The 23,343-nt window shown below is 43.9% G+C and carries 23 protein-coding genes and 2 tRNA genes; 23 read left to right on the top strand and 2 right to left on the bottom strand.

Annotation, left to right across the window (positions count from 1 at the left end):
- Positions 1-195 precede the first annotated feature (195 nt).
- From NLX67_RS11900 to NLX67_RS11795, 23 genes are all read left to right on the top strand, one after another.
- A complete protein-coding gene (locus NLX67_RS11900; RefSeq protein ID WP_046180638.1) occupies positions 196-1,119 on the top strand; it encodes a mechanosensitive ion channel family protein in 924 nt (307 codons plus the stop codon).
- Positions 1,119-1,316 (top strand): DUF951 domain-containing protein, encoded by a 198-nt coding sequence (locus NLX67_RS11895; protein WP_046180637.1) that lies wholly within the window; start codon positions 1,119-1,121, stop codon positions 1,314-1,316. The genes NLX67_RS11900 and NLX67_RS11895 overlap by 1 nt, the downstream gene beginning before the upstream one ends.
- A gap of 182 nt (positions 1,317-1,498) precedes the next feature.
- Complete coding sequence (gene ychF, locus NLX67_RS11890) at positions 1,499-2,599, top strand: redox-regulated ATPase YchF (protein WP_046180636.1); 1,101 nt, start codon at positions 1,499-1,501, stop codon at positions 2,597-2,599.
- Positions 2,600-2,695: 96 nt separating this feature from the next.
- Positions 2,696-3,442, top strand: coding sequence for an ABC transporter permease (locus NLX67_RS11885; RefSeq protein WP_254311883.1), 747 nt, complete (start codon positions 2,696-2,698; stop codon positions 3,440-3,442).
- A 201-nt stretch (positions 3,443-3,643) separates the two neighbouring features.
- Positions 3,644-3,937 (top strand): 30S ribosomal protein S6, encoded by a 294-nt coding sequence (gene rpsF / locus NLX67_RS11880; RefSeq protein WP_046180634.1) that lies wholly within the window; start codon positions 3,644-3,646, stop codon positions 3,935-3,937.
- A 78-nt stretch (positions 3,938-4,015) separates the two neighbouring features.
- Positions 4,016-4,549: a single-stranded DNA-binding protein gene (gene ssb / locus NLX67_RS11875; RefSeq protein WP_046180633.1), complete on the top strand. Its 534-nt coding sequence runs from the start codon at positions 4,016-4,018 to the stop codon at positions 4,547-4,549.
- Positions 4,550-4,574: 25 nt separating this feature from the next.
- Entirely contained in the window at positions 4,575-4,811 is a 237-nt protein-coding gene (gene rpsR, locus NLX67_RS11870; protein ID WP_046180632.1) for a 30S ribosomal protein S18, read from the top strand.
- Between the two features lie 224 nt (positions 4,812-5,035).
- Positions 5,036-5,167, top strand: a complete 132-nt coding sequence (locus tag NLX67_RS22815; protein ID WP_256519803.1) for a hypothetical protein — start codon at positions 5,036-5,038, stop codon at positions 5,165-5,167.
- 141 nt (positions 5,168-5,308) lie between these two features.
- The gene (locus tag NLX67_RS11865) at positions 5,309-6,331 is read left to right on the top strand and encodes a cache domain-containing protein (RefSeq protein ID WP_254311882.1); all 1,023 of its coding nucleotides are present in this window, start codon (positions 5,309-5,311) and stop codon (positions 6,329-6,331) included.
- A 125-nt stretch (positions 6,332-6,456) separates the two neighbouring features.
- Positions 6,457-7,386, top strand: a complete 930-nt coding sequence (locus NLX67_RS11860; RefSeq protein WP_172645581.1) for a YybS family protein — start codon at positions 6,457-6,459, stop codon at positions 7,384-7,386.
- 66 nt (positions 7,387-7,452) lie between these two features.
- Complete coding sequence (locus tag NLX67_RS11855; protein WP_254311881.1) at positions 7,453-9,426, top strand: DHH family phosphoesterase; 1,974 nt, start codon at positions 7,453-7,455, stop codon at positions 9,424-9,426.
- A complete protein-coding gene (gene rplI / locus NLX67_RS11850; protein WP_046180627.1) occupies positions 9,423-9,872 on the top strand; it encodes a 50S ribosomal protein L9 in 450 nt (149 codons plus the stop codon). Before NLX67_RS11855 ends, rplI begins: the two co-directional genes overlap by 4 nt.
- 59 nt (positions 9,873-9,931) lie before the next feature.
- Entirely contained in the window at positions 9,932-11,296 is a 1,365-nt protein-coding gene (dnaB, locus tag NLX67_RS11845; protein WP_254311880.1) for a replicative DNA helicase, read from the top strand.
- Between the two features lie 217 nt (positions 11,297-11,513).
- Positions 11,514-12,800 carry an adenylosuccinate synthase gene (locus NLX67_RS11840; RefSeq protein WP_046180625.1) on the top strand — a complete coding sequence of 429 codons (1,287 nt, stop codon included), beginning with the start codon at positions 11,514-11,516 and terminating at the stop codon, positions 12,798-12,800.
- 406 nt (positions 12,801-13,206) lie between these two features.
- Positions 13,207-13,283, top strand: a tRNA-Asp gene (locus NLX67_RS11835).
- A gap of 130 nt (positions 13,284-13,413) precedes the next feature.
- Positions 13,414-13,486, top strand: a tRNA-Phe gene (locus NLX67_RS11830).
- Between the two features lie 186 nt (positions 13,487-13,672).
- The gene (gene yycF / locus NLX67_RS11825) at positions 13,673-14,383 is read left to right on the top strand and encodes a response regulator YycF (RefSeq protein ID WP_046180654.1); all 711 of its coding nucleotides are present in this window, start codon (positions 13,673-13,675) and stop codon (positions 14,381-14,383) included.
- 5 nt (positions 14,384-14,388) lie between these two features.
- Positions 14,389-16,212, top strand: coding sequence for a cell wall metabolism sensor histidine kinase WalK (gene walK, locus NLX67_RS11820; RefSeq protein ID WP_046180624.1), 1,824 nt, complete (start codon positions 14,389-14,391; stop codon positions 16,210-16,212).
- A complete protein-coding gene (locus NLX67_RS11815) occupies positions 16,209-17,537 on the top strand; it encodes a YycH family regulatory protein (RefSeq protein WP_254311879.1) in 1,329 nt (442 codons plus the stop codon). The genes walK and NLX67_RS11815 overlap by 4 nt, the downstream gene beginning before the upstream one ends.
- Complete coding sequence (locus tag NLX67_RS11810) at positions 17,524-18,348, top strand: two-component system regulatory protein YycI (RefSeq protein ID WP_254311878.1); 825 nt, start codon at positions 17,524-17,526, stop codon at positions 18,346-18,348. Before NLX67_RS11815 ends, NLX67_RS11810 begins: the two co-directional genes overlap by 14 nt.
- A gap of 22 nt (positions 18,349-18,370) precedes the next feature.
- Complete coding sequence (locus NLX67_RS11805; protein ID WP_046180621.1) at positions 18,371-19,165, top strand: MBL fold metallo-hydrolase; 795 nt, start codon at positions 18,371-18,373, stop codon at positions 19,163-19,165.
- A 210-nt stretch (positions 19,166-19,375) separates the two neighbouring features.
- Complete coding sequence (locus NLX67_RS11800) at positions 19,376-20,569, top strand: S1C family serine protease (RefSeq protein WP_254311877.1); 1,194 nt, start codon at positions 19,376-19,378, stop codon at positions 20,567-20,569.
- Positions 20,570-20,728, top strand: a complete 159-nt coding sequence (locus NLX67_RS11795; protein WP_082091572.1) for a CxxH/CxxC protein — start codon at positions 20,570-20,572, stop codon at positions 20,726-20,728.
- 93 nt (positions 20,729-20,821) lie between these two features.
- On the opposite strand, the gene NLX67_RS11790 is transcribed toward NLX67_RS11795, so the two are convergent.
- Positions 20,822-21,793: a glycerophosphodiester phosphodiesterase gene (locus NLX67_RS11790; RefSeq protein ID WP_309143130.1), complete on the bottom strand. Its 972-nt coding sequence runs from the start codon at positions 21,791-21,793 to the stop codon at positions 20,822-20,824.
- A 116-nt stretch (positions 21,794-21,909) separates the two neighbouring features.
- On the bottom strand, positions 21,910-23,106 hold the full coding sequence (locus tag NLX67_RS11785; RefSeq protein ID WP_254311875.1) for a 3-keto-disaccharide hydrolase: 1,197 nt from the start codon (positions 23,104-23,106) through the stop codon (positions 21,910-21,912).
- Positions 23,107-23,343: the final 237 nt, after the last annotated feature.

Genomic DNA, 23,343 nt, shown 5'->3' with positions numbered 1-23,343 from the left:
GTTGCCGCTGTGATGACCGGAATTTCGCAAACAGGCTCGTTATAATGTTCTAAGATGGAATTGGAAAAGCTTTTTTCCCCACCTTTGCATTGGCTTTGCCATATTACAAACTTTTCAATCACTTTTCTGTAAAAAAGCGTCTTCTCCTGTTAAACTGAGAACGACTTATTTAACTAGCAGAAGGAGGGCTCTTTTTTGGAGGAACCATCATTATCTACATACCAGCGTGCCCTCGAATCGTTATGGGCTAAATTCACAAATGAAGCAACGTGGCTTGCTTTCGGGGGAGCCGCTCTTAAAATCACCCTGACGATTCTGGCAGCCTGGGTCCTTGTCAAGGTAGGGAAAATTGCGGTCCGCAATTTTTTTGCCATTCGTTCAAAAGCACCGCTTACGTTTTCCGAGCGGCGTGAAAATACACTATTAAAGCTGATTGAAAACGTCCTTGCGTATGTTGTTTATTTTATCGCGCTCGTCAATGTCCTTGGTGTTTTGTCTTTTGATGTTAAAGGATTAATTGCCGGAGCTGGAGTGCTCGGTCTTGCGATTGGTTTTGGCGCCCAAAGCTTAGTAAAGGATGTCATTACCGGCTTCTTCATTATCTTCGAAGATCAGTTTTCAGTCGGAGACTTTGTCCGCATCGGCCAGTTTGAAGGAACGGTCGAAGAAATTGGCTTGCGCACGACAAAGTTAAAAGTGTGGACTGGAGAAACTCACATTCTTCCCAATGGCAGCATTATTGAAGTGACGAACTTCTCGCTTAATAACAGCGTTGCGGTTGTAGATGTAGGAATTGCGTATGAAGAAAATGTTGAAAAAGCAGAAAAAGTGATCAAAGAGCTTTTAGATACTTTAAAAGATAAATATCCGGAAATTGTGGAAACGCCGCAGTTTTTAGGAATTCAAACATTAGCGCCTTCTGACGTGACACTCCGCATTACGGCGGAAACAACGCCGATGAACCACTGGTATGTGGCACGGATGATGCGCAAAGATATTAAAGAATGCTTGGACGCCAATGGAATTGAAATTCCGTATCCACGCATGGTTATGTACTCGCGCACGGAGCAAGAAGCACAAACAGAACCAAAACAGGCAAAAAGCGGGGGGACAGCATGATGGAAGAAAAACAATTTGAGTTAAATAATGTTGTTGAAATGAAAAAAGCCCATCCGTGCGGCACAAACCGCTGGAAGATCATTCGTCTTGGCATGGATATCCGGATCAAATGTGAAGGCTGCGGACACAGCGTGATGCTGCCGCGACGCGAATTTGCGAAAAAAATGAAGAAAGTCCTGACAGAGAACGGCGAATAAGCCGTTCTTTTTTAGGCCCGCAAGGCGGGGTCACAAAGGTGTTGTGACAAGACGTCACGCAGCTAGCCTTTAATTCATAGGAGATGAAATGAAATTGCCTTTTTCCGCTGCAGTCCATATAATGGGGAAAGGTTTAGAATACAGTGTCCGTTTTTACAGAAAACAAGGAGTGAATAAATAATATGGCATTAACAGCAGGGATTGTCGGGCTTCCGAACGTTGGCAAGTCGACATTATTTAACGCAATTACAAAAGCAGGGGCCGAGTCGGCCAACTATCCATTTTGTACAATTGATCCAAACGTCGGCATCGTGGAAGTGCCGGATGCGCGCCTTACAAAGTTAACGGAAATGGTCACACCGAAAAAAACGATTCCAACTGCGTTCGAATTTACCGATATCGCCGGAATTGTCAAAGGCGCGAGCAAAGGCGAAGGACTTGGAAACAAATTTTTATCTCACATTCGTGAAATGGACGCGATCTGCCAGGTCGTCCGTTGTTTTGATGATGAAAATATTACGCACGTGTCTGGAAAAGTAGATCCGATTGATGACATCGAAGTCATTAATCTGGAACTTATTTTGGCGGATTTGGAGTCTGTGGACAAGCGTCTTGCGCGTGTGGTAAAGCTTACCAAACAAAAAGATAAAGAAGCTGTAGCAGAGCATGATGTTCTCGTTCTCGTCAAAGAAGCGCTCGAATCTGAAAAGCCGGCCCGTTCGGTTGAATTTACGGAAGAACAGCAAAAAATCGTGAAACAGCTGCACTTGCTGACAGCGAAACCAATGCTGTATGTAGCCAATGTGAGCGAAGAGGAAATCGCGGATGCGTCCGAAAACGAACATGTGCAAAAAGTGCGTGAATACGCTGCTGGCACAGGCTCAGAAGTCATTGTGATCAGTGCGAAGGTTGAAGAAGAAATTGCAGAGCTTGATGATGACGAAAAAGCAATGTTTCTTGAAGAGCTTGGCATCGAGCAATCTGGTCTGGATCAATTAATCACAGCAGCTTACTCTCTGTTAGGACTTGCCACGTACTTTACAGCAGGCGTGCAGGAAGTGCGCGCATGGACGTTCCGTCAAGGCATGAAAGCACCACAATGTGCCGGCATCATCCATACCGACTTTGAACGCGGTTTTATTCGTGCTGAAACTGTTTCGTACGACGATCTTGTCGAAAACGGCTCCATGGCAGCAGCAAAAGAAGCTGGCAAAGTCCGCCTCGAAGGAAAAGAATACGTGATGAAAGACGGAGACGTTGTTCACTTCCGGTTTAACGTTTAATGATTTGTTCGAATGCTAAAAGCGCCGCTTCGTGCGGCAACGCATTCATGACTCCACTGGATTTCTGGTGGAGTTTTTTCTATGGAGGTCGCTCGTTTGAAAGACATTAGTTATGGTGCTTTGCTGGCGGCTTTTTTATTTATGACGATTCCGCTTTGGCTGTCGTATAAGCAAAAGCTTGGCATTTCAAAAGAGATCCTTGTGGCGTCGATTCGCGCATGTATTCAGCTGATGATCATTGGATACATCATTACGTTTGTGTTTGCCATTCAGTCCCCTATTGTTTTTTCATTGATTATTTTAGTTATGATCGTCATTGCGGCAAGAACATGTGCCAAGCAGGGCAGTTCATTCCATTCCGCTTTTTGGATTGCATTTACAGCTATTTTGGCAACTGAACTTGTGTCTGTGGCGATATGGGTTGTGTTTAATATTGTCGATTATGAAGCGCAATATATTCTGCCGATGAGCGGGATGATTATCGGCAGCTCAATGGTCGCAGTCAGCCTTGTTTTTGACCGATTGCAGCGGGAGTTTGATTTAACAAAAGAACTCATTATGGGGAAACTGGCGCTTGGTGCAACGAATCGTCACGCATCGCAGGAGTTGATCGAAGCGACTGTGAAAGCGGCGCTTATTCCAAGTACGGAAGCGATGAAAACAATTGGTCTCGTGCAGCTGCCTGGTATGATGACCGGTGCTATTATTGCCGGAGCATCACCGGTCATCGCGGTTAAGTACCAGCTGGTCATTGTGCTGACAGCATTCGGAAATACAACGATTGCAGCAATTATGGTCTGCTTTTTAACGTACCCTGCTTTTTTTAAACAAAGAATGTTTTAAAGTTGCAATAATCAAACGTGCGTTCTATGATAGAGGAGTGTTCCCCAATCTAGCCATGAGTACCTTTTTATTTAACTGCATTGCGAAAAACGTTGCGCTGTTGAGAAATTCATGTTATAATTTCGACTTGTGAGTAATGAAAATTTGCTCCTTGCCCTTTTACATAAAAGGGCCGCATAGTCCACGAGGAGGTGAACGAAGATGAGAAAGTACGAATTCATGTACATTATCCGCCCGAACATTGAAGATGAGGCGAAAAAAGCGCTAGTTGAGCGTTTTGACACTATCCTTACTTCAAACGGTGCAGAAATCATCGAGTCAAAAGAATGGGGTAAACGTCGTCTAGCTTACGAAATCAATGATTTCCGTGAAGGCTTCTACCAACTAATTCAAGCTAAAGCTGAAGATGCAGCTGCAGTAAATGAATTTGACCGTCTTGCGAAAATCAGCGATGACATTATCCGTCATATCGTTGTTAAACAAGAAGAAAAGTAATTAAAACACAATAAATACACACATCTTTTTCATCATGTTTCAGTTTGAAACATCTTAAAAGAAAAGGAGTTGATTCTGATGATAAACCGAGTGGTTTTAGTGGGTCGTTTAACGAAAGATCCTGAACTTCGCTACACGCCATCCGGCGCAGCGGTTGCGACGTTTACGCTTGCGGTGAACCGTACGTACACGAACCAGCAGGGTGACCGGGAAGCGGACTTTATTAACTGTGTGATCTGGCGTAAACCGGCTGAAAACGTAGCAAATTTCTTGAAAAAAGGAAGTCTTGCCGGCGTTGAAGGGCGCATTCAGACACGCAATTATGAAGGCCAGGATGGAAAGCGCGTTTACGTGACAGAAGTCCAGGCAGACAGTGTCCAATTTCTTGAGCCTAAATCCGGCGGCGGTGGAGGCAGCAGCCAGCAGTATGGCAATGCTCCTCAGCAGCAGGGTGGCGGACAACAGCCAAGCAATCAGGACTTTCCATTTGGCCAGCCACAGCAGAATCAACAGCGCGGCAATAACAATGCCGGTTATTCTAAAATGAATGAAGATCCGTTTGCAGATAACGGTCAGCCGATTGATATTTCAGACGACGATCTTCCGTTTTAATTAAAGTTAAGAGGAGGGGAAACTCATGGCAGGACGCAGAGGTGGACGTAAGCGCAAAAAGGTTTGTTATTTCACATCTAACGGTATTACACATATCGACTATAAAGATGTTGATTTGCTTAAAAAGTTCGTATCTGAACGTGGAAAAATTCTTCCACGCCGCGTTACAGGAACTAGCGCTAAATACCAACGTCGTTTGACAATTGCAATCAAACGCTCACGGATGGTAGCACTTCTTCCATTCGTTGGAGAAGAAAGATAAGAATAAACACAAAACACAATGCTGATTCGTCGGCATTGTGTTTTTTTTTGCGTTGGAAAACAGAAAAACACTATTTTCATTCCGAAACAAAATATTATCAGATGGATGGTGAAGACCACATCATCGTTTTCAATAATGTTCCTTGTTTAAATTGGATAGCAGGTGCTGTTTTATAAAAGGGCTAATTTACTTGATCGCTCTAAATCAGTTGGACAGTCTCTTCTATGGACAGGAGTTATCCTCCTTCAAGCTCAAGAACAGCTAAAAGCATTCGGACTGTGGCGGAATCATTAGAACAATTAATGGGACTAAGTGCTGAATTAAAAGAAGTAGTGGATCAATTTAAATGGGCTTAAAGAGTAAAAGAGATGCCAAAACGAGAGGCAGCTCTTTTTTCAATATAATCTTTACAATCAATTAATAATATAACGGGTCTATAAAACTATAATGGGATGTGGAGATAGATAGAAAGATGTAGAGTGGTGAAATCAATTCGAATGAAATTTATGTTACCCATTGCATTTGTTCTCATTAGTGCATTTGCCTTTATTATTTTTTTTACCGGATTGAAAACAGAGCAGCGGATTGAAAAGAATATGGCCGTTCAGACGGAAGGGTTTGTCAAAGAATTAAATAATTCAGCAGCCGCATTTTTACAGAAGTACGAAGACAGCATTCAGCTTTTGTCAGAATCGGCGCAAGTGATCCAATACGCTAATTCCACTCAGGCAGCAGTGCGGCCGGACAGTGAATCGGACAGGCAGCAGCAGGCTGTTTTTAACCGTTACACGGATATTTACAAAGATGTGCTTAGTGTGTATTACGTATCGGCTGACGGCGCCTTTAAAATGACACCGGCAACGGTACTTCCGGACGATTTTAATCCGCTTGAAACACCGTCTTATCAGCAAGCAATTGAAAGCGATCAGCCGGTCTGGAGCGAGCCATATGAGAGTAAGACGGGTGATTATGTGATTACCGTTTCAAAAGCCATTATGAACGGAGGAGAAGTGCTTGGGGTCATCGGGACCGATATCAATTTAACGAGTATGACGAACTGGATGAACGAGCTGAATATTGGATATGGAGGTTATCCGGTTGTATTGTCAAACGAAGGAAAAGCGATTATCCATCCGTCAGAAAAAGGAAAGGATGTTTCAAAAGATCCCATTATGACGGCTGTTCTTTCGGGAGAAAAAAACGGCATTATTGAAACAGACAGCGGATTGACCGTGTACAATACAATTGCACAGACCGGCTGGAAAATCGGTGCTGTCTATGAAAAAAAGAATTTATTCGGTGTTTCCAATGACATGAAAAAAATTCTCGCGATTACGGCATTATCTGTTCTTGTCATCGTGATGGTTGTCACGTTTTTACTAACGTCCAGCATTATAAGGCCGATTCAGAAATTAAAGGCATCGGTTAAACAAGTAGCGGACGGCAATTTGCAGACGCATGTCCACGTTTCGGGAAATAATGAAGAATTAATTCAAGCCATTCGTCAATTTCAAATATGAAGAAATAATGAAAGTCCGATCTTGTGTTCGGGCTTTTTTTGTTTTAAAGTTGAATGGGGGACTAAAGGAATGTAGAATAAAGAAGGAGAATGCCGGAATGTACGGCAAATGAACGGAGTGTTAAAGTGGGGAAGACAAAAGTCATAACAGAAGGAGCAATGATGCTGGCAATCTTTACGGTTCTGCTGCTGATCTCAGTGTATGTACCTATTGTTTCAATTGTCGGCGCGCTATTTTTATTGTTTCCTTTTTTGATTTATAGCGCTAAATATCCGGCCGGTCCATCGTTTATGCTGCTGGCTGGCGCAATCGCTGTGGCATTTATTGCGGGAGGTATTGTATCTGTGCCTGTGGCAGTCATGTATGGGACGACGGGGCTTGCGATGGGTATGCTGATCCGGAAGCAGTCGGATGGCTGGATGGTTTACATGGCAGGAAGCCTGGTGTTTCTTGTGAATATTATTATTCAATACGTCGCCACGGTGCTGCTGCTTGATATTTCGTTTGTAGACCAGTTCAGCAGCGCCTTCAAGCAATCCATGATAGAAACAAGCGATATACTTGGGCAGGAAATGCCTTATACAGAAGATCAAATTAATACGGTTATTCAGTATATAGGCGCGCTTTTACCAGCTATTTTTGTGATGATTGCATTTATCGTCGTCCTGCTGCTGATGACGGTTAATTATCCAATCGTCAAACGGCTTGGCATCAGCATAAAACCGCTCAATCCGTTCCGGACAGTTCAGCTTCCGCGTGCGATTTTATGGTATTATCTTTTCTTTATGGTCGGTGCTATCGTCGTAAAACCGGAAAGCGGTACAACGTGGTACGATATTTATGTGAACGTCATGTTTATTTTGCAGGCATGCTTATACATACAAGGGCTCTCACTTGTTTTTTTCTTTGCACACAGCAAAAAATGGCCAAAAGCAATTCCGGTCATTCTGGCCGTTTTATCAATTCCCCTTATTCCACTTCTTTATCTTATCCGATTATTAGGTATAATTGATTTAGGATTTGACTTAAGACAGCGGATGCAAAAAAAGCCTTAAAGCGCTTTTTAAAATCAGCTCTATTGAACGCACCGAATGGAGCTTTAGAATGAGGAGCTGAAGCGAATGCTTTCGTATTACAACAGGCGAATGGTCCAACTGCCGATGATCGTCGTTTTGCTTGTGCTTGCAGCTGCGTCGGTCTGGCTGTTCACCTATAATCGAATCGCCGGCGCCGGATTAATGACCTTAACAATTTTTCTGCTCCTCTTTTTATATTTGGCAGAAAGAAAAGCGCATGAAGATGTACAAAAATATATTACTACCTTATCATACCGGCTGCAAAAAGTCGGCGAAGAAACGCTTCAAGAGCTGCCGATTGGTATTTTGCTTTATAACAAAGAATATGTCGTGGAATGGGCAAATGCTTTTTTGACCTCTTATTTTCAAGAAGAAACGCTCGTCGGAGAATCGCTTTATGAGGTAGCAGAACCATTGCTGCCGGCGGTCAAAAGTGAAAAAGAAGCGATGATTGATTTGAACGGCAAGACATTTCGTGTCATCTCAAAACCGGATGAAAAGCTTCTTTACTTTTTTGATGTTACAAAGCAAGAGCTTACAGCCCGGCAGTTTAAAGAAGAAAAGACGGCGCTCAGCATCATTTTTCTTGATAACTATGATGATTTAACACAAGGAATGGATGATCAGACGCGCAGCAGCTTGAACAGCTTAGTGACTTCTATGCTGAATGGCTGGGCAAAAGAACATGGCATGTTTTTAAAACGCGTTTCCTCTGAGCGTTTCTTTACAGTAATGAATGAGCGGATCTTGCACAAGCTTGAAGAAAATAAATTTTCCATTTTGGATGAAGTACGGGAACAAACAGCGAAGCATTATGCACCGCTCACACTGAGTATCGGTATCGGGCAAGGTATGGTTCCGCTGCCGGAATTAGGTGACCTGGCCCAGTCCAGTTTGGATCTGGCTCTTGGACGAGGCGGCGATCAGGCAGCCATTAAGCAGGGAGACGGAAAAGTAAAGTTTTACGGTGGAAAAACAAATCCGACCGAAAAACGCACCCGCGTACGTGCGCGCGTTATTTCTCATGCGCTTCGTGATATAGTAACAGATAGCGATAAAGTCATTGTGATGGGCCATAAATATCCGGATATGGATGCGGTCGGCGCATCGATGGGGATTCGTCACGTTGCAGAATTAAATGGACGTGAAGGTTACATCGTCATTGATTTTTCGCAAATTGATACAGCCGTTAAACGTCTCCTTGGTGAGGTGAAAGCACAAAATCCATCGCTTTATTCGAGGATTATTACGCCGGAAGAAGCGCTTGAAATTGCGACAAACCGAACATTGCTCGTTGTCGTTGACACACATAAACCGTCTCTTGTCATTGAAGACCGGCTGTTGAAGAAGGCGGAACGGGTCGTTGTGATTGACCATCACCGGCGCGGAGAAGAATTTATTAAACACCCACTCCTTGTGTATATGGAGCCGTATGCATCTTCCACAGCCGAACTTGTGACAGAGCTTTTAGAGTATCAGCCAAAGACGAAAAAAATATCCATGCTTGAATCGACCGCACTGCTTGCCGGCATTATTGTGGATACAAAAAGCTTTTCACTTCGGACCGGCGCCCGGACATTTGATGCGGCAGCTTATTTGCGCACACAAGGCGCGGATACGATTCTTGTCCAAAAATTTTTAAAAGAAGACATCGGCACATATATTCAGCGCAGCCAGCTTATTGAAACGGTTTATTTCTATAAGGATGGCCTGGCAATTGCTAAAGGCGACGATAATTATATTTATGATTCTGTACTGATCGCCCAGGCAGCAGATACGATTTTGACGATGAACGGGGTTCAGGCATCGTTTGTCATCGCCCGACGATCAGAAGATATGATCGGCATTAGCGCCCGCTCGCTTGGCGAAGTAAACGTGCAAATTATTATGGAGCAAATGAATGGCGGCGGCCATTTAACGAACGCAGCCACACAAATTCGTGGTGCATCGGTAGAAGATGCAGAAATAGGATTATGTGGCGTGATTGATGAAATGATTGAAGGAGGAACGGAAGAATGAAAGTGATCTTTTTGAAAGACGTAAAAGGAAAAGGCAAAAAAGGTGAAGTGAAAAATGTTGCAGACGGCTATGCGCATAACTTTTTAATTAAAAATGGCTATGCGGTCGAAGCGACTTCCGGCAACCAAAATGCGCTTGATGCACAAAAGAAAAAGCAAGCTTCACTTGTAGCTGAAGAGCTGGAAGAAGCGAAAAAGTTAAAAGAAACGGTTGAGGCACTAACGGTTGAACTGCACGCAAAAACAGGTGAAGGCGGCCGGCTTTTCGGTTCAGTTACTGCAAAGCAAGTCGCAGACGAGCTGAAAAAAACACACAATATTAAGCTGGATAAACGAAAGATGGACCTTGCGGACGGCATTCGCGGTCTAGGCTATACAAATGTACCGGTCAAATTGCATAATGATGTAACAGCGGTGTTAAAAGTGCACGTAACAGAAGAAAAGTAAACGTATAAAAAATGTGATCGGAATTATCTGATCACATTTTTTTCGCGGGGAGGGTGACGATGAGTGATGTATTAACGGACCGTGTGCCGCCGCAAAATATTGAAGCAGAACAGGCTGTACTGGGGGCGGTTTTTCTTGAGCCGTCCGCGTTAACAGTCGCTTCTGAAATATTAATTCCAGAAGACTTTTACCGGAATGCCCACCAGCAAATTTATCTAACGATGCTCAAGCTTGGTGATCACGGAAAAGCGGTTGATGTTGTAACGGTTACAGAAGACCTGGCAGCCCAGAAACTGATTGAAGATGTTGGCGGTATTTCTTATTTAAGCGAGCTTGCGTCGGCGGTGCCGACAGCAGCCAATATTGAATATTACGCCCGTATTGTCGAAGAAAAATCTCTTTTGCGCCGATTAATCCGGACTGCCACAACAATTGCGTCGGACGGGTATGAACGGGAAGATGAAGTAGAAGGCCTTCTTAGTGAAGCGGAAAAAAGCATTATGGAAGTGGCGCAGCGAAAAAATGCCGGCGCGTTTCATAACATTAAAGACGTGCTTGTCCGCACGTATGACAACATTGAGCTTCTCCATAACCGAAAAGGAGACGTCACCGGCATTCCAACCGGATTTGCAGAGCTCGACCGGATGACAGCTGGTTTTCAGCGGAACGATCTTATTATTGTGGCTGCTCGTCCATCTGTCGGGAAAACGGCGTTTGCGCTCAATATTGCGCAAAACGTGGCGACGAATACGGATGAGACCGTTGCGATTTTTAGTCTGGAAATGGGCGCAGAACAGCTTGTCATGCGGATGCTGTGTGCGGAGGGCAACATTAATGCGCAAAACCTGCGGACAGGTGCACTGACCGATGAGGACTGGCGTAAGCTGACGATGGCGATGGGCAGCTTGTCCAACTCCGGCATTTACATTGATGATACGCCGGGGGTGCGGATTGGGGAAATTCGTTCCAAATGCCGCCGTCTCAAGCAGGAGCAGGGGCTGGGAATGGTTTTAATCGATTATTTGCAGCTTATTCAAGGGAATGGCCGCGCTGGCGAAAATCGTCAGCAGGAGGTATCGGAAATTTCCCGTTCCTTAAAATCGCTCGCTCGTGAACTCGAAGTGCCGGTTATCGCACTTTCCCAGCTTTCCCGCGGCGTTGAGCAGCGGCAGGATAAGCGGCCGATGATGTCAGACATTCGGGAATCCGGTTCGATTGAGCAGGATGCGGATATCGTCGCGTTTTTATACCGTGATGATTATTATGATAAAGAATCAGAAAACAAAAACATGATTGAAATCATTATTGCCAAACAGCGGAACGGCCCGACCGGTACCGTTGAGCTTGCTTTCGTCAAAGAATATAATAAATTTGTGAACGTTGAGCGGCGTATGGATGAGATGGGTGCGCCGCCGGGAGCATAAAAAAGTCAGCGATTCGCTGGCTTTTTTATTTTAAGAAAGCATATGTTTTTGGGTAGTGTCTAGCTCAAGGCGCCTTGCGCTTTTCGAGTAAAAGCGAATGAAAAATTCTTAGTAACTTAAAAATGTTCGTCTTTTCTGTTTGACGAACGGTGTTTTTTACTGGTAAAATGAACGTGTTTGACAAAACGTTTTTCATGAACCTTCGGAGGTGCAAAAAATGTCATCAGTAGTCGTAGTAGGAACGCAGTGGGGCGATGAAGGAAAAGGGAAAGTAACCGATTTTCTTTCTGAAAACGCAGAAGTCGTAGCTCGTTACCAGGGTGGTAACAATGCGGGTCATACAATTAAATTCAATGGTGTTACATACAAACTTCACTTAATCCCATCCGGTATTTTTTATTCGGATAAAATTTGTGTGATTGGAAACGGCATGGTTGTCGATCCGAAAGCGCTTGTAAAAGAACTTGCATACTTGCACGGACACGGCGTATCAACAGATAATCTGCGAATTTCAAACCGTGCGCACGTTATTTTGCCGTACCACTTGAAAATTGATGAAGTGGAAGAAGAGCGTAAAGGCGCGAATAAAATTGGGACAACGAAAAAAGGAATCGGTCCTGCTTACATGGATAAAGCTGCACGTATGGGTATCCGTATGGCAGATTTACTGGATCGTGAAACGTTCGAAGAAAAATTAACGCATAACATCGCTGAAAAAAATCGCCTGCTTGAGCTCTTCTATGAAACAGAAGGCTTTAAAGTGGAAGATATTCTTGATGAATATTATGAATACGGCCAACAAATTAAAGACCTTGTTTGCGACACGTCTGTTGTCTTGAATGACGCGCTTGATGAAGGCCGCCGCGTTTTGTTCGAAGGCGCGCAGGGTGTTATGCTTGATATTGACCAAGGAACATATCCATTTGTTACATCATCCAACCCTGTAGCGGGCGGTGTTACAATTGGTTCTGGTGTTGGTCCATCGAAAATTACACACGTTGTCGGCGTTTCAAAAGCGTATACAACACGTGTGGGAGACGGTCCATTCCCAACCGAGTTAATTAATGAAATCGGCGACCGCATCCGTGAAGTCGGCCGCGAGTACGGCACCACAACAGGCCGCCCGCGCCGTGTTGGCTGGTTTGACAGCGTGGTTGTCCGTCATGCACGTCGTGTCAGTGGTTTGACAGATCTTTCATTGAACTCAATTGACGTCTTAACAGGCATCGAAACATTAAAAATCTGTACAGCATACCGCTATAAAGGCGAATTAATTACAGAATACCCAGCTAACCTTCGCACACTCGCAGAATGTGAGCCTGTATACGAAGAGCTTCCAGGCTGGACAGAAGACGTTACCGGTATGAAAGACTTGAGTGAACTTCCTGCGAATGCACGTCACTATATTGAACGTGTGTCACAACTGACAGGCATTCCATTGTCTGTATTCTCTGTAGGACCGGACCGTAATCAAACAAACGTTGTCCGCAGCGTTTGGGGATAAATATAAGGATGAATGAAAGGCTGTCTTAAAACGAGACAGCTTTTTCTTCTTTGAAGAAATAACTGAACTTATAAAACTACCGCCGCCGGCAATAGGAATCCCATCATGTTTAGATGAAATTTTGTTCATCATGATCGATCATTTCATCAAAAATCGATAGCTAAATAGATGAATCCTTCTCTGCTTACAAAAAACATGTCCATGCTCATGATTAAATGTTCACATATAACGAAAAAATGTAGAATTTTGGCTTTATTTCCTTGGAATGTTTGGGGCTAGACGCAAAAATGTCAAAATTTCATCGTTTTGTTCGTTTATTACGACAAATATGGTGAAAATGTATTGTCACCTTTTCACCCATGTGATACTATTAACAACGTTGCTGGTGAACAGCATATTTATAAATGGTCCGGTAGTTCAGTTGGTTAGAATGCCTGCCTGTCACGCAGGAGGTCGCGGGTTCGAGTCCCGTCCGGACCGCCATTTTTACTTTAACCTATTGTTATGTTATTTCTTGATGGCGGCCGTGCGAACCTATGAATTGTCCTTCATGAACAACGGCCGCTGTATTTTTTAAAACGATGATTTTATATTTATGAATGTATCTGATCTTGGCTCAGTAGCTCAGTCGGTAGAGCAAAGGACTGAAAATCCTTGTGTCGGCGGTTCGATTCCGTCCTGAGCCATCGAAAAAGCATCGCGGTGATTTCGCTCCCGTGGTGCTTTTTGTTATTTCTGTATATATGTTACGGGATGCTGCCGTTCGTCTGCCGTGGTAAAGTTAAGAAAAGCGAAAGAAGCGGAAATATGATAAAATATTATATTTGAAGCCATCTTTTACTCAGTGAAAATAAAAGTGAGGGACATACATGATGCAAAAGAAAATATTGGTTGTCGATGATGAAAGGCCGATTGCAGACATTTTGCAGTTTAATTTGAAAAAAGAAGGATACGATGTGCAGTGTGCTTATGACGGTGACCAGGCCGTTGAAATGGTTGAAGAAATGCAGCCGGACCTTGTGCTGCTTGATATTATGCTGCCAGGCCGTGATGGTATGGAAGTATGCCGTGAAGTACGGAAAAAATACGACATGCCGATTATTATGCTGACGGCAAAAGATTCCGAGATCGATAAAGTATTAGGTCTTGAACTTGGGGCAGATGATTATGTGACGAAGCCTTTTTCTACACGGGAGCTTATTGCGCGTGTAAAAGCGAATTTGCGGCGCCATCAGGCAGCACCGGTTCAGGAAGAAGAAGCAGCGAACACGAATGAAATTACAGTTGGTGCGTTGACGATTCATCCAGATGCGTACATCGTGTCCAAGCGCGGTGAAACGATTGAACTGACCCATCGTGAATTCGAGCTTCTTCATTATTTAGCAAAGCATATCGGTCAGGTAATGACACGTGAGCATTTGCTGCAAACAGTCTGGGGATATGATTATTATGGAGACGTCCGGACTGTAGATGTAACCGTAAGACGCCTTCGTGAAAAGATTGAGGACAACCCGAGCCATCCATCATGGATCGTGACCCGAAGAGGTGTCGGCTACTACTTGCGCAATCCTGAACAGGAGTAATGTGAATGAAACGAGTAGGGTTTTTTCGTTCAATTCAAATGAAATTTGTGCTGATTTATGTGTTGCTTATTTTATTTGCGATGCAGATTATCAGTGTGTATTTCGTCAATTCCCTTGAAGAAAAGTTTACGACAAACTTTAAAACATCCTTGGAGCAACGGGTTAACTTGCTTGAATACAATTTGCGTGAAGAAATGCTGAAAGAGCGTGATGAACAATCAAATACGCTGGAGCAGGATACACAGCGTATTTTGGAAGATTTTTCAGAGGATGATATTATCGAAGTGCGCGTTATTGACATAGAGAATCGGATTATTGGTACATCAGACGCAAATAACCGGGGCATTGTCGGCCAGCGAATGCCCAATATCTCGGTGAAACGGGCGCTCTCAGCCGGGCAAACAGAGGAAGAAATGTACATTGACGAAAACTCCGGCCAGCGGGTCTGGGTGCTGACATCACCGATCTTCTCTAACAGTGAAGTGATTGGTGCTGTCTACTTAGTTGGCAAGATTGAGACGGTCTTTACTCAGCTCGATGATATTAATGAAATTTTGTTTTCCGCGGCGATTTTAGCGCTCGCGATTACGGCCATTCTGGGCATCACGTTAGCTCGAACGATTACCCGCCCTATTACGGATATGAGGCGTCAGGCCGTTGCACTTGGAAAAGGGAACTTCTCCCGGAAAGTAAAAGTGTACGGGCAGGATGAAATCGGTGAACTTGCCGTAACATTTAACAATTTAACGAAACGGCTGCAGGAAGCACAGGCGACAACAGAAGGAGAACGCCGGAAGCTTTCTTCTGTTCTTTCTTACATGACGGACGGGGTTATTGCGACTGACCGGCGTGGACGCGTCATTTTGATTAATGAACCAGCGTCTAAAATGCTGAATGTTTCACGTGAAACAGTTATTTCACAGCCGATTGTTTCACTGCTGAATTTGGAAGAGGACTACTCATTCGACGATTTGTTAAATGAGCAGGATTCGGTTATTTTGGATTACAGCACGCATGACCGGCCATATGTCCTTCGGGCGAACTTTTCTGTTATTCAAAAAGAAACCGGCTTTGTGAACGGCTTAATTACCGTTCTGCACGATATTACCGAGCAGGAGAAAATTGAAATGGAACGCCGCGAGTTTGTAACGAACGTATCGCATGAGCTGCGTACGCCGCTGACAACGATGCGCAGCTACTTAGAAGCGCTTGCGGACGGAGCCTGGCAGGACCCAGACATTGCGCCGAATTTTCTTGATGTAACGCAGACGGAAACCGAGCGGATGATCCGGCTCGTAAACGACTTGCTTCAGTTATCGAAGTTCGACAGCCAGGAATACAATTTAACGAAAAAAGATACAGATTTTATTGACTTTTTCAATAAAATTATTGACCGATTTGAAATGACGAAATCGCAGGAAGTGACATTCAGGAGAAAGCTGCCGCGTTACCCGGTTTATGTCACGATTGACCAGGACAAGCTCACACAAGTCATTGATAACATCATTTCCAACGCGCTTAAATATTCACCAGAAGGCGGACTTGTTTCGTTTAATGTGGAGGAGCATGGAAATACGATTCAAATCAGTATTAGTGATCAGGGCATGGGAATCCCGAAAAAAAGCCTCGACCTCATTTTTGAGCGCTTTTACCGGGTAGACCGCGCCCGTTCAAGAAAAATGGGTGGGACCGGTCTTGGACTCGCCATTGCAAAAGAACTCATTACCGCGCACGACGGCCACATCTGGGCAACGAGTGTTGAAGGGAAAGGAACGACGATTTTCTTCACGCTGCCGGCGGATCTTTCCGAAGAGGATGATTGGGAATGAATTACGAAAAAATCAAATCCGCAGTACTTGCACTGCTCGTGTTGATCAGTCTTGCCTTTACATGGGGAATTTGGAACTACCAGCCATCCTATGAAACGATTGCCGATGGAGCGGACGATATTGTGACGGAAGTAGAGATTGGCCAGCAACGGAAAATTTCCGAATTGGTAAAGCCGTCAAAAATCATCTCACATCAGGGCAGCAGTCATTACGGCACTGTTTCTGAACAAGAGCTGGACTGGATAATGGATGAAATGACAAAGTGGACGTTCTTTGAGCCTGAAGATGTGTCCCGTTCATTATTAAATAAACAGGAATTTTCAGAGCTGTTGTCTAATGATTCGCATGTGGAGCTGTTTTTTTCTTCTTCGGTGCCCTTTAACACAATAAAGACGATGTTTTCTTTTAATGATACAGCCGTTCCAAATGCTGTATTCAACCGAATCATTATTACAGAAGAAGAAAATAAAGCGTTCGTTTATTTTGTTTCTGTACAAGAAAGACTTGTTTTTAGAAGCCAAATTGAAACAAGATCGCTGAAAGAGTTTAAAAATCGCTATGTGGAAAATTCCGAACGATTGAAACCATATATTTCCTATCAAATTCCAAAAGGATCACTTTTATATGTACAGAAAGAACCGCCTGTGTTAACCATGCAAAGTTACTTGTCGGAACAAATTGAGGAAATTGAGGCAGAAACGTTTAAGCGTGCACTTTTTAATGATCCAAGCTATGTAAGACGTGGTTCGCGTTCAGACAGTGACGAATACACGGACGGCTCGAGCTTTATGCGTATTAACAGCAACACAGGAACGGTTAGATACGTAAATTCAGCAGAAACTCCTCAATCCATGCCGCTGGACCAACTTATTGAAAAAAGCATTAACTTTGTTAATGACCATAATGGCTGGGTAGATGATTATCGCTTATTTAAAGCAGAGCCGGGCTCATCTGATATTAGCTATCGTTTGTTTTTAGGTGACTTTCCCGTTTTTGATTCACAAGGCATGGCTGAGCTGTCGCAAAGTTGGGGACAGGACCGGATTTATCAGTATGACCGCTCTTCTTTTATCGTTCAGCGTGATAAACCGTTGCCAGAAGAGACTGTTGAATTACAAAGCGGCCAGAAAGCATTGAATCAAGTTATCAATTTAGAAAGTATCGATCCATTGCTGCTGACAGATATGCGGATTGGGTACGAAATGACGCTGGAACAAGAGTCTCGGAAAATTTTGACACTAAAGCCTTTCTGGTACTATCAATATAACGGCGAATGGCAAAAGCTCTTCACGGATGAAGGGAGACCGGCAGATGGATTGGAGTAAAACAAAAACCATTTTTATCGCCGTGTTTCTCGTGCTGGACATTTTTTTGGCTGTGATGTTTTTTAATAAATACAGCGCATCCCGCTTCGAAGTCATTAAAGCAACAACGATTGAACAAAAGCTGGATGAAGACGGGGTAAAATATGAAAAAATGCCGGCAGATTCCGGCGAGCGTTCGATCATCACCGCCAAGCCGAAAATATTTTCCGAAAACGATTTGCTTTTTTTAACGAAGCAGGAGTTGGCTATTAGTAGTAAGGGCACCAAAATTGCGAGTGTGCTCGACAAGCCATATGATACGGATGGAGCAACACGGGATAAGCTCAATTCATTCGTGAAAAATAACGTCTATCAAGGCGGCGAATATTCATATTGGGAACGAAGTCAAGACGGGCAAACCGTCACGTACTATCAAAAAATTGAAAATAAAAAGCTGTTTGAAAATGCTTATGGGACGCTGACCTTACAGCTCGATGATGATGGAAATATTGAAGAGTACTCTCAAACAATGCTCGAAAGTGACGATGAAGACCGGAACGAAGAAGCTATTTTGCCCGCACTGCAGGCACTTGATGCGCTTTATAAAAATGGGTTCATTCAGCCGGACAGCAAGATCAGTGATGCAGAGCTCGGCTATTATACCGTGCAGCTGAATGAATCACAAGTGCTTGAATCACAAGTGCTTGAATCACAAGTGCTGCAAGTTTTGTCGCCAACGTGGTATTTTCAACTGGAAAAAGGCGATATAACTGAAGAAGTGTATGTAAACGCATTTGACGGATCTATTTATCAGACAGAAAAAGAATCGTAGTAACGTAACTGGAGTGAAAAGCATGACAATGCAATTTAGTGTACTGGCAAGCGGCAGCACCGGCAATGCGATCTTTGTTGAATCAGACGGTCAGTCTTTTCTTGTCGATGCCGGTCTTTCAGGCAAAAAAATGGATGAGCTGTTTTCATCGATTGGACGAAAAATTGCCGACCTGTCCGGCATTTTTGTCACACACGAGCATAGCGACCATATTAAAGGACTCGGTGTGCTGGCGAGAAAATACAAGCTGCCGATTTACGCGAACGAAAAAACGTGGAGGGCGATGGACCGGTTGACCGGTGCAATTGATGACAGCCAGAAGTTTACGTTTGAAACGGAAATGATAAAAACGTTCGGTGCTGTGGATATCGAGTCGTTCGGTGTATCACATGATGCAGCGGAGCCGATGTTTTATATTTTCCATAATGGCGGTAAAAAACTCGTCTTAATTACTGATACCGGCTATGTAAGCGACAGGATGAAAGGGCTCATCTCTAACGCAGATGCGTATGTGTTTGAAAGCAACCATGATGTAAGTATGCTGCGGATGGGCCGTTACCCGTGGAGCATCAAGCAGCGCATTTTAAGCGATGTCGGGCATGTTTCGAATGAAGATGCAGCGCTCGCGATGAATGATGTGATCGGACCGCAAACGAAGCGTATTTATTTGGCGCACTTGAGTGCCGACAATAACATGAAAGAACTCGCGAAAATGAGTGTGACGCAAATGCTTGAACAAAAAGACGCCGGTGTCGGTCATCAGTTTCACCTGTATGACACGGACCCAAAAGTGCCCACACCACTCACGGTGATTTAATAAAACGTTCCGCGGCAATCAGCCCGGAGCGTTTTTTTGCTGTGGGGCATTAAGAGAAATAAAAAATCGTATAGTAAACCTGCAAATCTTCACTTGAAAAATCGCTGACAGCGTATAAGTTGCCCTTCTTTTCGGCAAAAGCGTATAATTTTTTTAGAATAGCCGCTAAGAACGGTGAAACAATAAGTTGGCAGAAAGGGATGAATGATATTGGGCTATTATGATGAAGGGCGCACAGAACGAAACAAGCGCGGCGGAAAAGGCGGCTACTTTTTGTCAGGACTTGCCGGCATCGTGATTGGGGCCGGGCTTGTCGTGACAACACTTCCATCGATTGTGGATTATCAAAATAATGACGTATCCGTTTCTGAAAATGAGCTGGCTGGCAGCTCGGAACAAGTAGCAATAGATGTAACAACAGACGTGACACAAGCGGTAGAAAAAGCGAAGGATGCGGTTGTCGGCATTACAAATATTCAAGCATCAATGAACTTTTTCGGCTCGGAATCAACAACGCAGGAAGCCGGAAGCGGAAGTGGAGTCATTTATAAAAAAGACGGCGACACCGCTTTCATTGTGACGAATTATCATGTCATTGAAGGCGCACAACAGCTCGAAGTAACCCTTGCGGACGGCACGAAGGAACCGGCAGAGCTGTTAGGTGGGGATGTATGGACCGACCTGGCTGTTTTAACCATCAGTGGGGCCAATGTGGAGAAAACAGCCCAATTCGGCGACTCGGAAGCACTTAAAATTGGCGAACCGGTTCTTGCGATCGGAAACCCGCTCGGTCTTGAATTTTCTGGTTCAGTTACGCAGGGAGTCGTATCAGGACTGGAGCGTGCGATCCCAGTTGATTTAAATGGCGATATGGTCAACGACTGGCAGGCGGAAGTGCTACAGACAGATGCAGCCATTAATCCTGGTAACAGCGGCGGGGCACTTGTGAACATTGCGGGTCAGGTGATTGGCATTAACTCGATGAAAATTGCCCAAAGCGCGGTTGAAGGCATTGGCTTGTCCATTCCAATCGACACGGCTTTGCCCATTATTGAAGATCTTGAATCATTCGGTGAAGTGAAGCGCCCGGCCATGGGAGTAACGCTTCAAAATGTTAACGAGCTGCCATCATATCATCAGCAGGAAACGTTAAAGCTGCCTGAAGATATTAAAGAAGGCGTTATTGTTGAGCAAGTGTTAACGAATTCACCTGCTGCGAAAGCAGGACTTCAAGAATACGATGTGATCACTGCGCTCGACGGAGAACCGGTACAAGATGTCATTGCCTTGCGCAAATATATGTACAATAATAAAAAAGAAGGCGACACCGTAAATGTGACGTACTATCGGGATGGAAAGCAAAAAGAAACCGAGATGACGCTCGTTGCGGAAAGTGATTTATAAATGGAGAAACAACAAATGGCATGCTGTCTTGAACACATTGAATTGGCACTTGATATTGCCGTTGATGAATACGAAATAGCCCCGATTATGAAAAAAATTGAAGAACCTGTATCCTGCGAATTTTGTCAAAATCCGGCTTTATATGTTGTCGGAAACTAATATCCGGTCACGAAATGTGGATGAAATCTGTGGGTATGTGGATAAAATCAGAAAATTCCCGTTATCAACATGTTGATAACGGGAATTTTTTCTTTATTTTACAGTGACTTCAATTGGTTCTGAAACGAGTGTCCATTCTTGGTCAAGCATTGTAAATGTGTGTTGAGCGAAAACGTAAGAAGAACCCGATTTCTCTGCTTGAATGGTATTTCCATCAATTTTGACATTGTCACTAGATGAGAAAAGGTTTGTTTCGATATTCTCTTTTTTGTCGGTCCGATAATTCAAGAACGCTTTTGCTTGAATCGTTGCTGTCTGCCCTATATTCAAGTTCCGGGTTTTTATCGGCGTTTCGATCCGGATTGGTGCTTCGGTCAGCCACTGCGTATAATCGGTAATCGGCCCGATCACGCCATTTTGAAGCTGCTCACCAAAGTCGGCTTCATTGCGGAACATCCAATGAAAACTGATCATGCCCCGCTGACGGAGATATGATGTAAATTCGGGAGACAAGCTGCTGTAGCTTGAATTGAGCGTTACATTTAAACGAGTCGCGTAATTCATCATGTTGCGTGCGTCGTTCAGCCGGGCTGCTTCTGTCTGCGGCACAGCTGCTGAATACAAATAACCGGAAGGCATATTTGGCGCAGAAGCGACAGATTGTGTCACACTGTTTAAATGGAAGCTTTGCAAAACAACTTGATCCCTCATGCCTTCTTCTTCAATAATCCGAATCGTATCCTCAGCAATACCATCCGCTTTTAATTCCACTAACAATATGATTTCTTTCCCCTTAAATTCTTGTAAAAATTCACGGAACAAAGGTACTTTTTCGCCGGCGAATTCTTCACTCAAATAAGAGCCGGCATCAAGTGATTGAATATCCGCCAATGTTAAATCTTTGACATTGCCTGTTCCATCTGTGGTCCGGTCAACCGTATAGTCGTGCATAATCACAATTTCACCGTCTTTTGTTTTTTGCACATCTGTTTCAATTAAATCCGCTCCGAGTTCATATGACATACGGTAGCCGGGCATCGTATTTTCAGGAGCGAGTGATGGGATGCCACGATGCGCAGCGACAATCGGCCGCTGAACGAGCGTATTTTCAGGATAACGGCTGAATGCAGCTGTTACTGGTACTGGATCTCTGGCAATGATGCCGTCAACACCAGCATGAATCAGCTATGCGCATCAAGTTCTAATTCGCCTTCCATATCACCCCAAATAGAAACGGCACGGCTATGAAAAGAATGAACGGTATCGGCTGAAAGCAGCTTTTGTGGCAGTATGGCCGTTTTTGCCCCGGACGTATGGACAGACTGGATAAAGCGGTTCAGATCATGCTTATTAAGTGAAGAACGATTATATATGAGTGCCCCGCGTACGGACGGAACGATTTCTTTGACCGTCTTTAGCACTTCTGATTGAGTAGATACGATATGTACATCCTGGACGGACATTTCACTAAGCAACTGAGCTGTTTTTTGAGCTGTTTCTTCATTTTCCAGCTTGATAATGGGAATGGTCTCACCTTTCATCTCTTCTAAATACGTGCGCAAAGGTGTGCCTTGTATAAGTAAATCAGTATCGGGCTTGAGCATCATCGAGGATACACCTTCTTGCTGCTCAAGCTGAGGTGTATCCGAAATAATCGTCGGCGCATTTAATAAATTGGTTTCGGGCTGATCGCCCAAAAAAGCGCTCGTATCGGCCAGTGAAGGAAGTTCCTCTGTTTGTTCCTTTACGTGAATATTATCAAATTTAACAGTTGCGCCGGCTGCTTGAAAGCCGATCCGTCCTTCTTGAAGAGCTGTCGCCTGGTCGGTGTCGATTACAAGCTGGCCATTTATGTATTGCTGTACACGATTTCCTTTTGACACTATTTTCATTTTGTACGTTTTGTTGTAAGCAAATGCTTCGCTATATGGGGCTTTGTTTAAGGCAGACCACCCATTATTCGCATTGCGAAGCGCAAGTTCGACCCCATTTAATGCGTTGGCACCTCGGCGGACAGCCATTTGGTAATACGGATAATCATTACCTTGCACGCGGTACATGATGGATGCCCAGCGTGTGTCTTCAACAGCGGAAACAAACGTCATATCCGCTTCAATAATGTAATCACCGCTAGAAACCGATTCAGGCATAAGTACGCGAGCTGGCTTCGATGTGGAAGGAGACGTTAACATAAGTGAACCGTCTTGAACCGCAGCCTGTCCTTGAATGACTTCCCAGCCATCCGGCAATGCAGCAGCATCAAATGATTCTGTAAAAACGGGCTCAGCAGCCAGCACGTTAACGGGAATGATTTCACCTCCGTTAAATAACATTCCTGTTGCTAAAAACAAAGGCACTACCTTCTTCTTTTTCATCATGATTCCTCCCTAAATAGACTTCGATATCTATTTTGTCAGGGAAATATTAAAGAAATATAAAGAATAGAATAAGTTAACAAAAAACACTGAAAATTCCTTCTTTTGTCATCCGAAATAAAAAAAAACAAACAAAAGACCGATATTCACATGTGAATACTATGGTAAAATATAAACAGGTGAGTTGTTGATATGTGGATAACTTCTGTGGATAAACTGTTCGTAAATTGTTTGTAAAGT

Source organism: Domibacillus sp. A3M-37 (genome assembly GCF_024213455.1).
In the GTDB taxonomy this organism is placed as follows: domain Bacteria; phylum Bacillota; class Bacilli; order Bacillales; family Domibacillaceae; genus Domibacillus; species Domibacillus tundrae.
Note: the sequence above shows the minus strand (reverse complement) of the source record. Positions and strands in the feature narration are given on the sequence as shown.

Coding starts and splice junctions, on each gene's coding strand:
- walK (WP_046180624.1), top strand. CDS start 14,389: ATGAAACGAGTAGGGTTTTTTCGTTCAATTCAAATGAAATTTGTGCTG.
- rpsF (WP_046180634.1), top strand. CDS start 3,644: ATGAGAAAGTACGAATTCATGTACATTATCCGCCCGAACATTGAAGAT.
- NLX67_RS11895 (WP_046180637.1), top strand. CDS start 1,119: ATGGAAGAAAAACAATTTGAGTTAAATAATGTTGTTGAAATGAAAAAA.
- NLX67_RS22815 (WP_256519803.1), top strand. CDS start 5,036: ATGGACAGGAGTTATCCTCCTTCAAGCTCAAGAACAGCTAAAAGCATT.
- NLX67_RS11865 (WP_254311882.1), top strand. CDS start 5,309: ATGAAATTTATGTTACCCATTGCATTTGTTCTCATTAGTGCATTTGCC.
- NLX67_RS11815 (WP_254311879.1), top strand. CDS start 16,209: ATGAATTACGAAAAAATCAAATCCGCAGTACTTGCACTGCTCGTGTTG.
- NLX67_RS11785 (WP_254311875.1), bottom strand. CDS start 23,106: ATGATGAAAAAGAAGAAGGTAGTGCCTTTGTTTTTAGCAACAGGAATG.
- NLX67_RS11805 (WP_046180621.1), top strand. CDS start 18,371: ATGACAATGCAATTTAGTGTACTGGCAAGCGGCAGCACCGGCAATGCG.
- yycF (WP_046180654.1), top strand. CDS start 13,673: ATGCAAAAGAAAATATTGGTTGTCGATGATGAAAGGCCGATTGCAGAC.
- rplI (WP_046180627.1), top strand. CDS start 9,423: ATGAAAGTGATCTTTTTGAAAGACGTAAAAGGAAAAGGCAAAAAAGGT.
- NLX67_RS11810 (WP_254311878.1), top strand. CDS start 17,524: ATGGATTGGAGTAAAACAAAAACCATTTTTATCGCCGTGTTTCTCGTG.
- ssb (WP_046180633.1), top strand. CDS start 4,016: ATGATAAACCGAGTGGTTTTAGTGGGTCGTTTAACGAAAGATCCTGAA.
- ychF (WP_046180636.1), top strand. CDS start 1,499: ATGGCATTAACAGCAGGGATTGTCGGGCTTCCGAACGTTGGCAAGTCG.
- NLX67_RS11795 (WP_082091572.1), top strand. CDS start 20,570: ATGGAGAAACAACAAATGGCATGCTGTCTTGAACACATTGAATTGGCA.
- NLX67_RS11840 (WP_046180625.1), top strand. CDS start 11,514: ATGTCATCAGTAGTCGTAGTAGGAACGCAGTGGGGCGATGAAGGAAAA.
- NLX67_RS11855 (WP_254311881.1), top strand. CDS start 7,453: ATGCTTTCGTATTACAACAGGCGAATGGTCCAACTGCCGATGATCGTC.
- dnaB (WP_254311880.1), top strand. CDS start 9,932: ATGAGTGATGTATTAACGGACCGTGTGCCGCCGCAAAATATTGAAGCA.
- rpsR (WP_046180632.1), top strand. CDS start 4,575: ATGGCAGGACGCAGAGGTGGACGTAAGCGCAAAAAGGTTTGTTATTTC.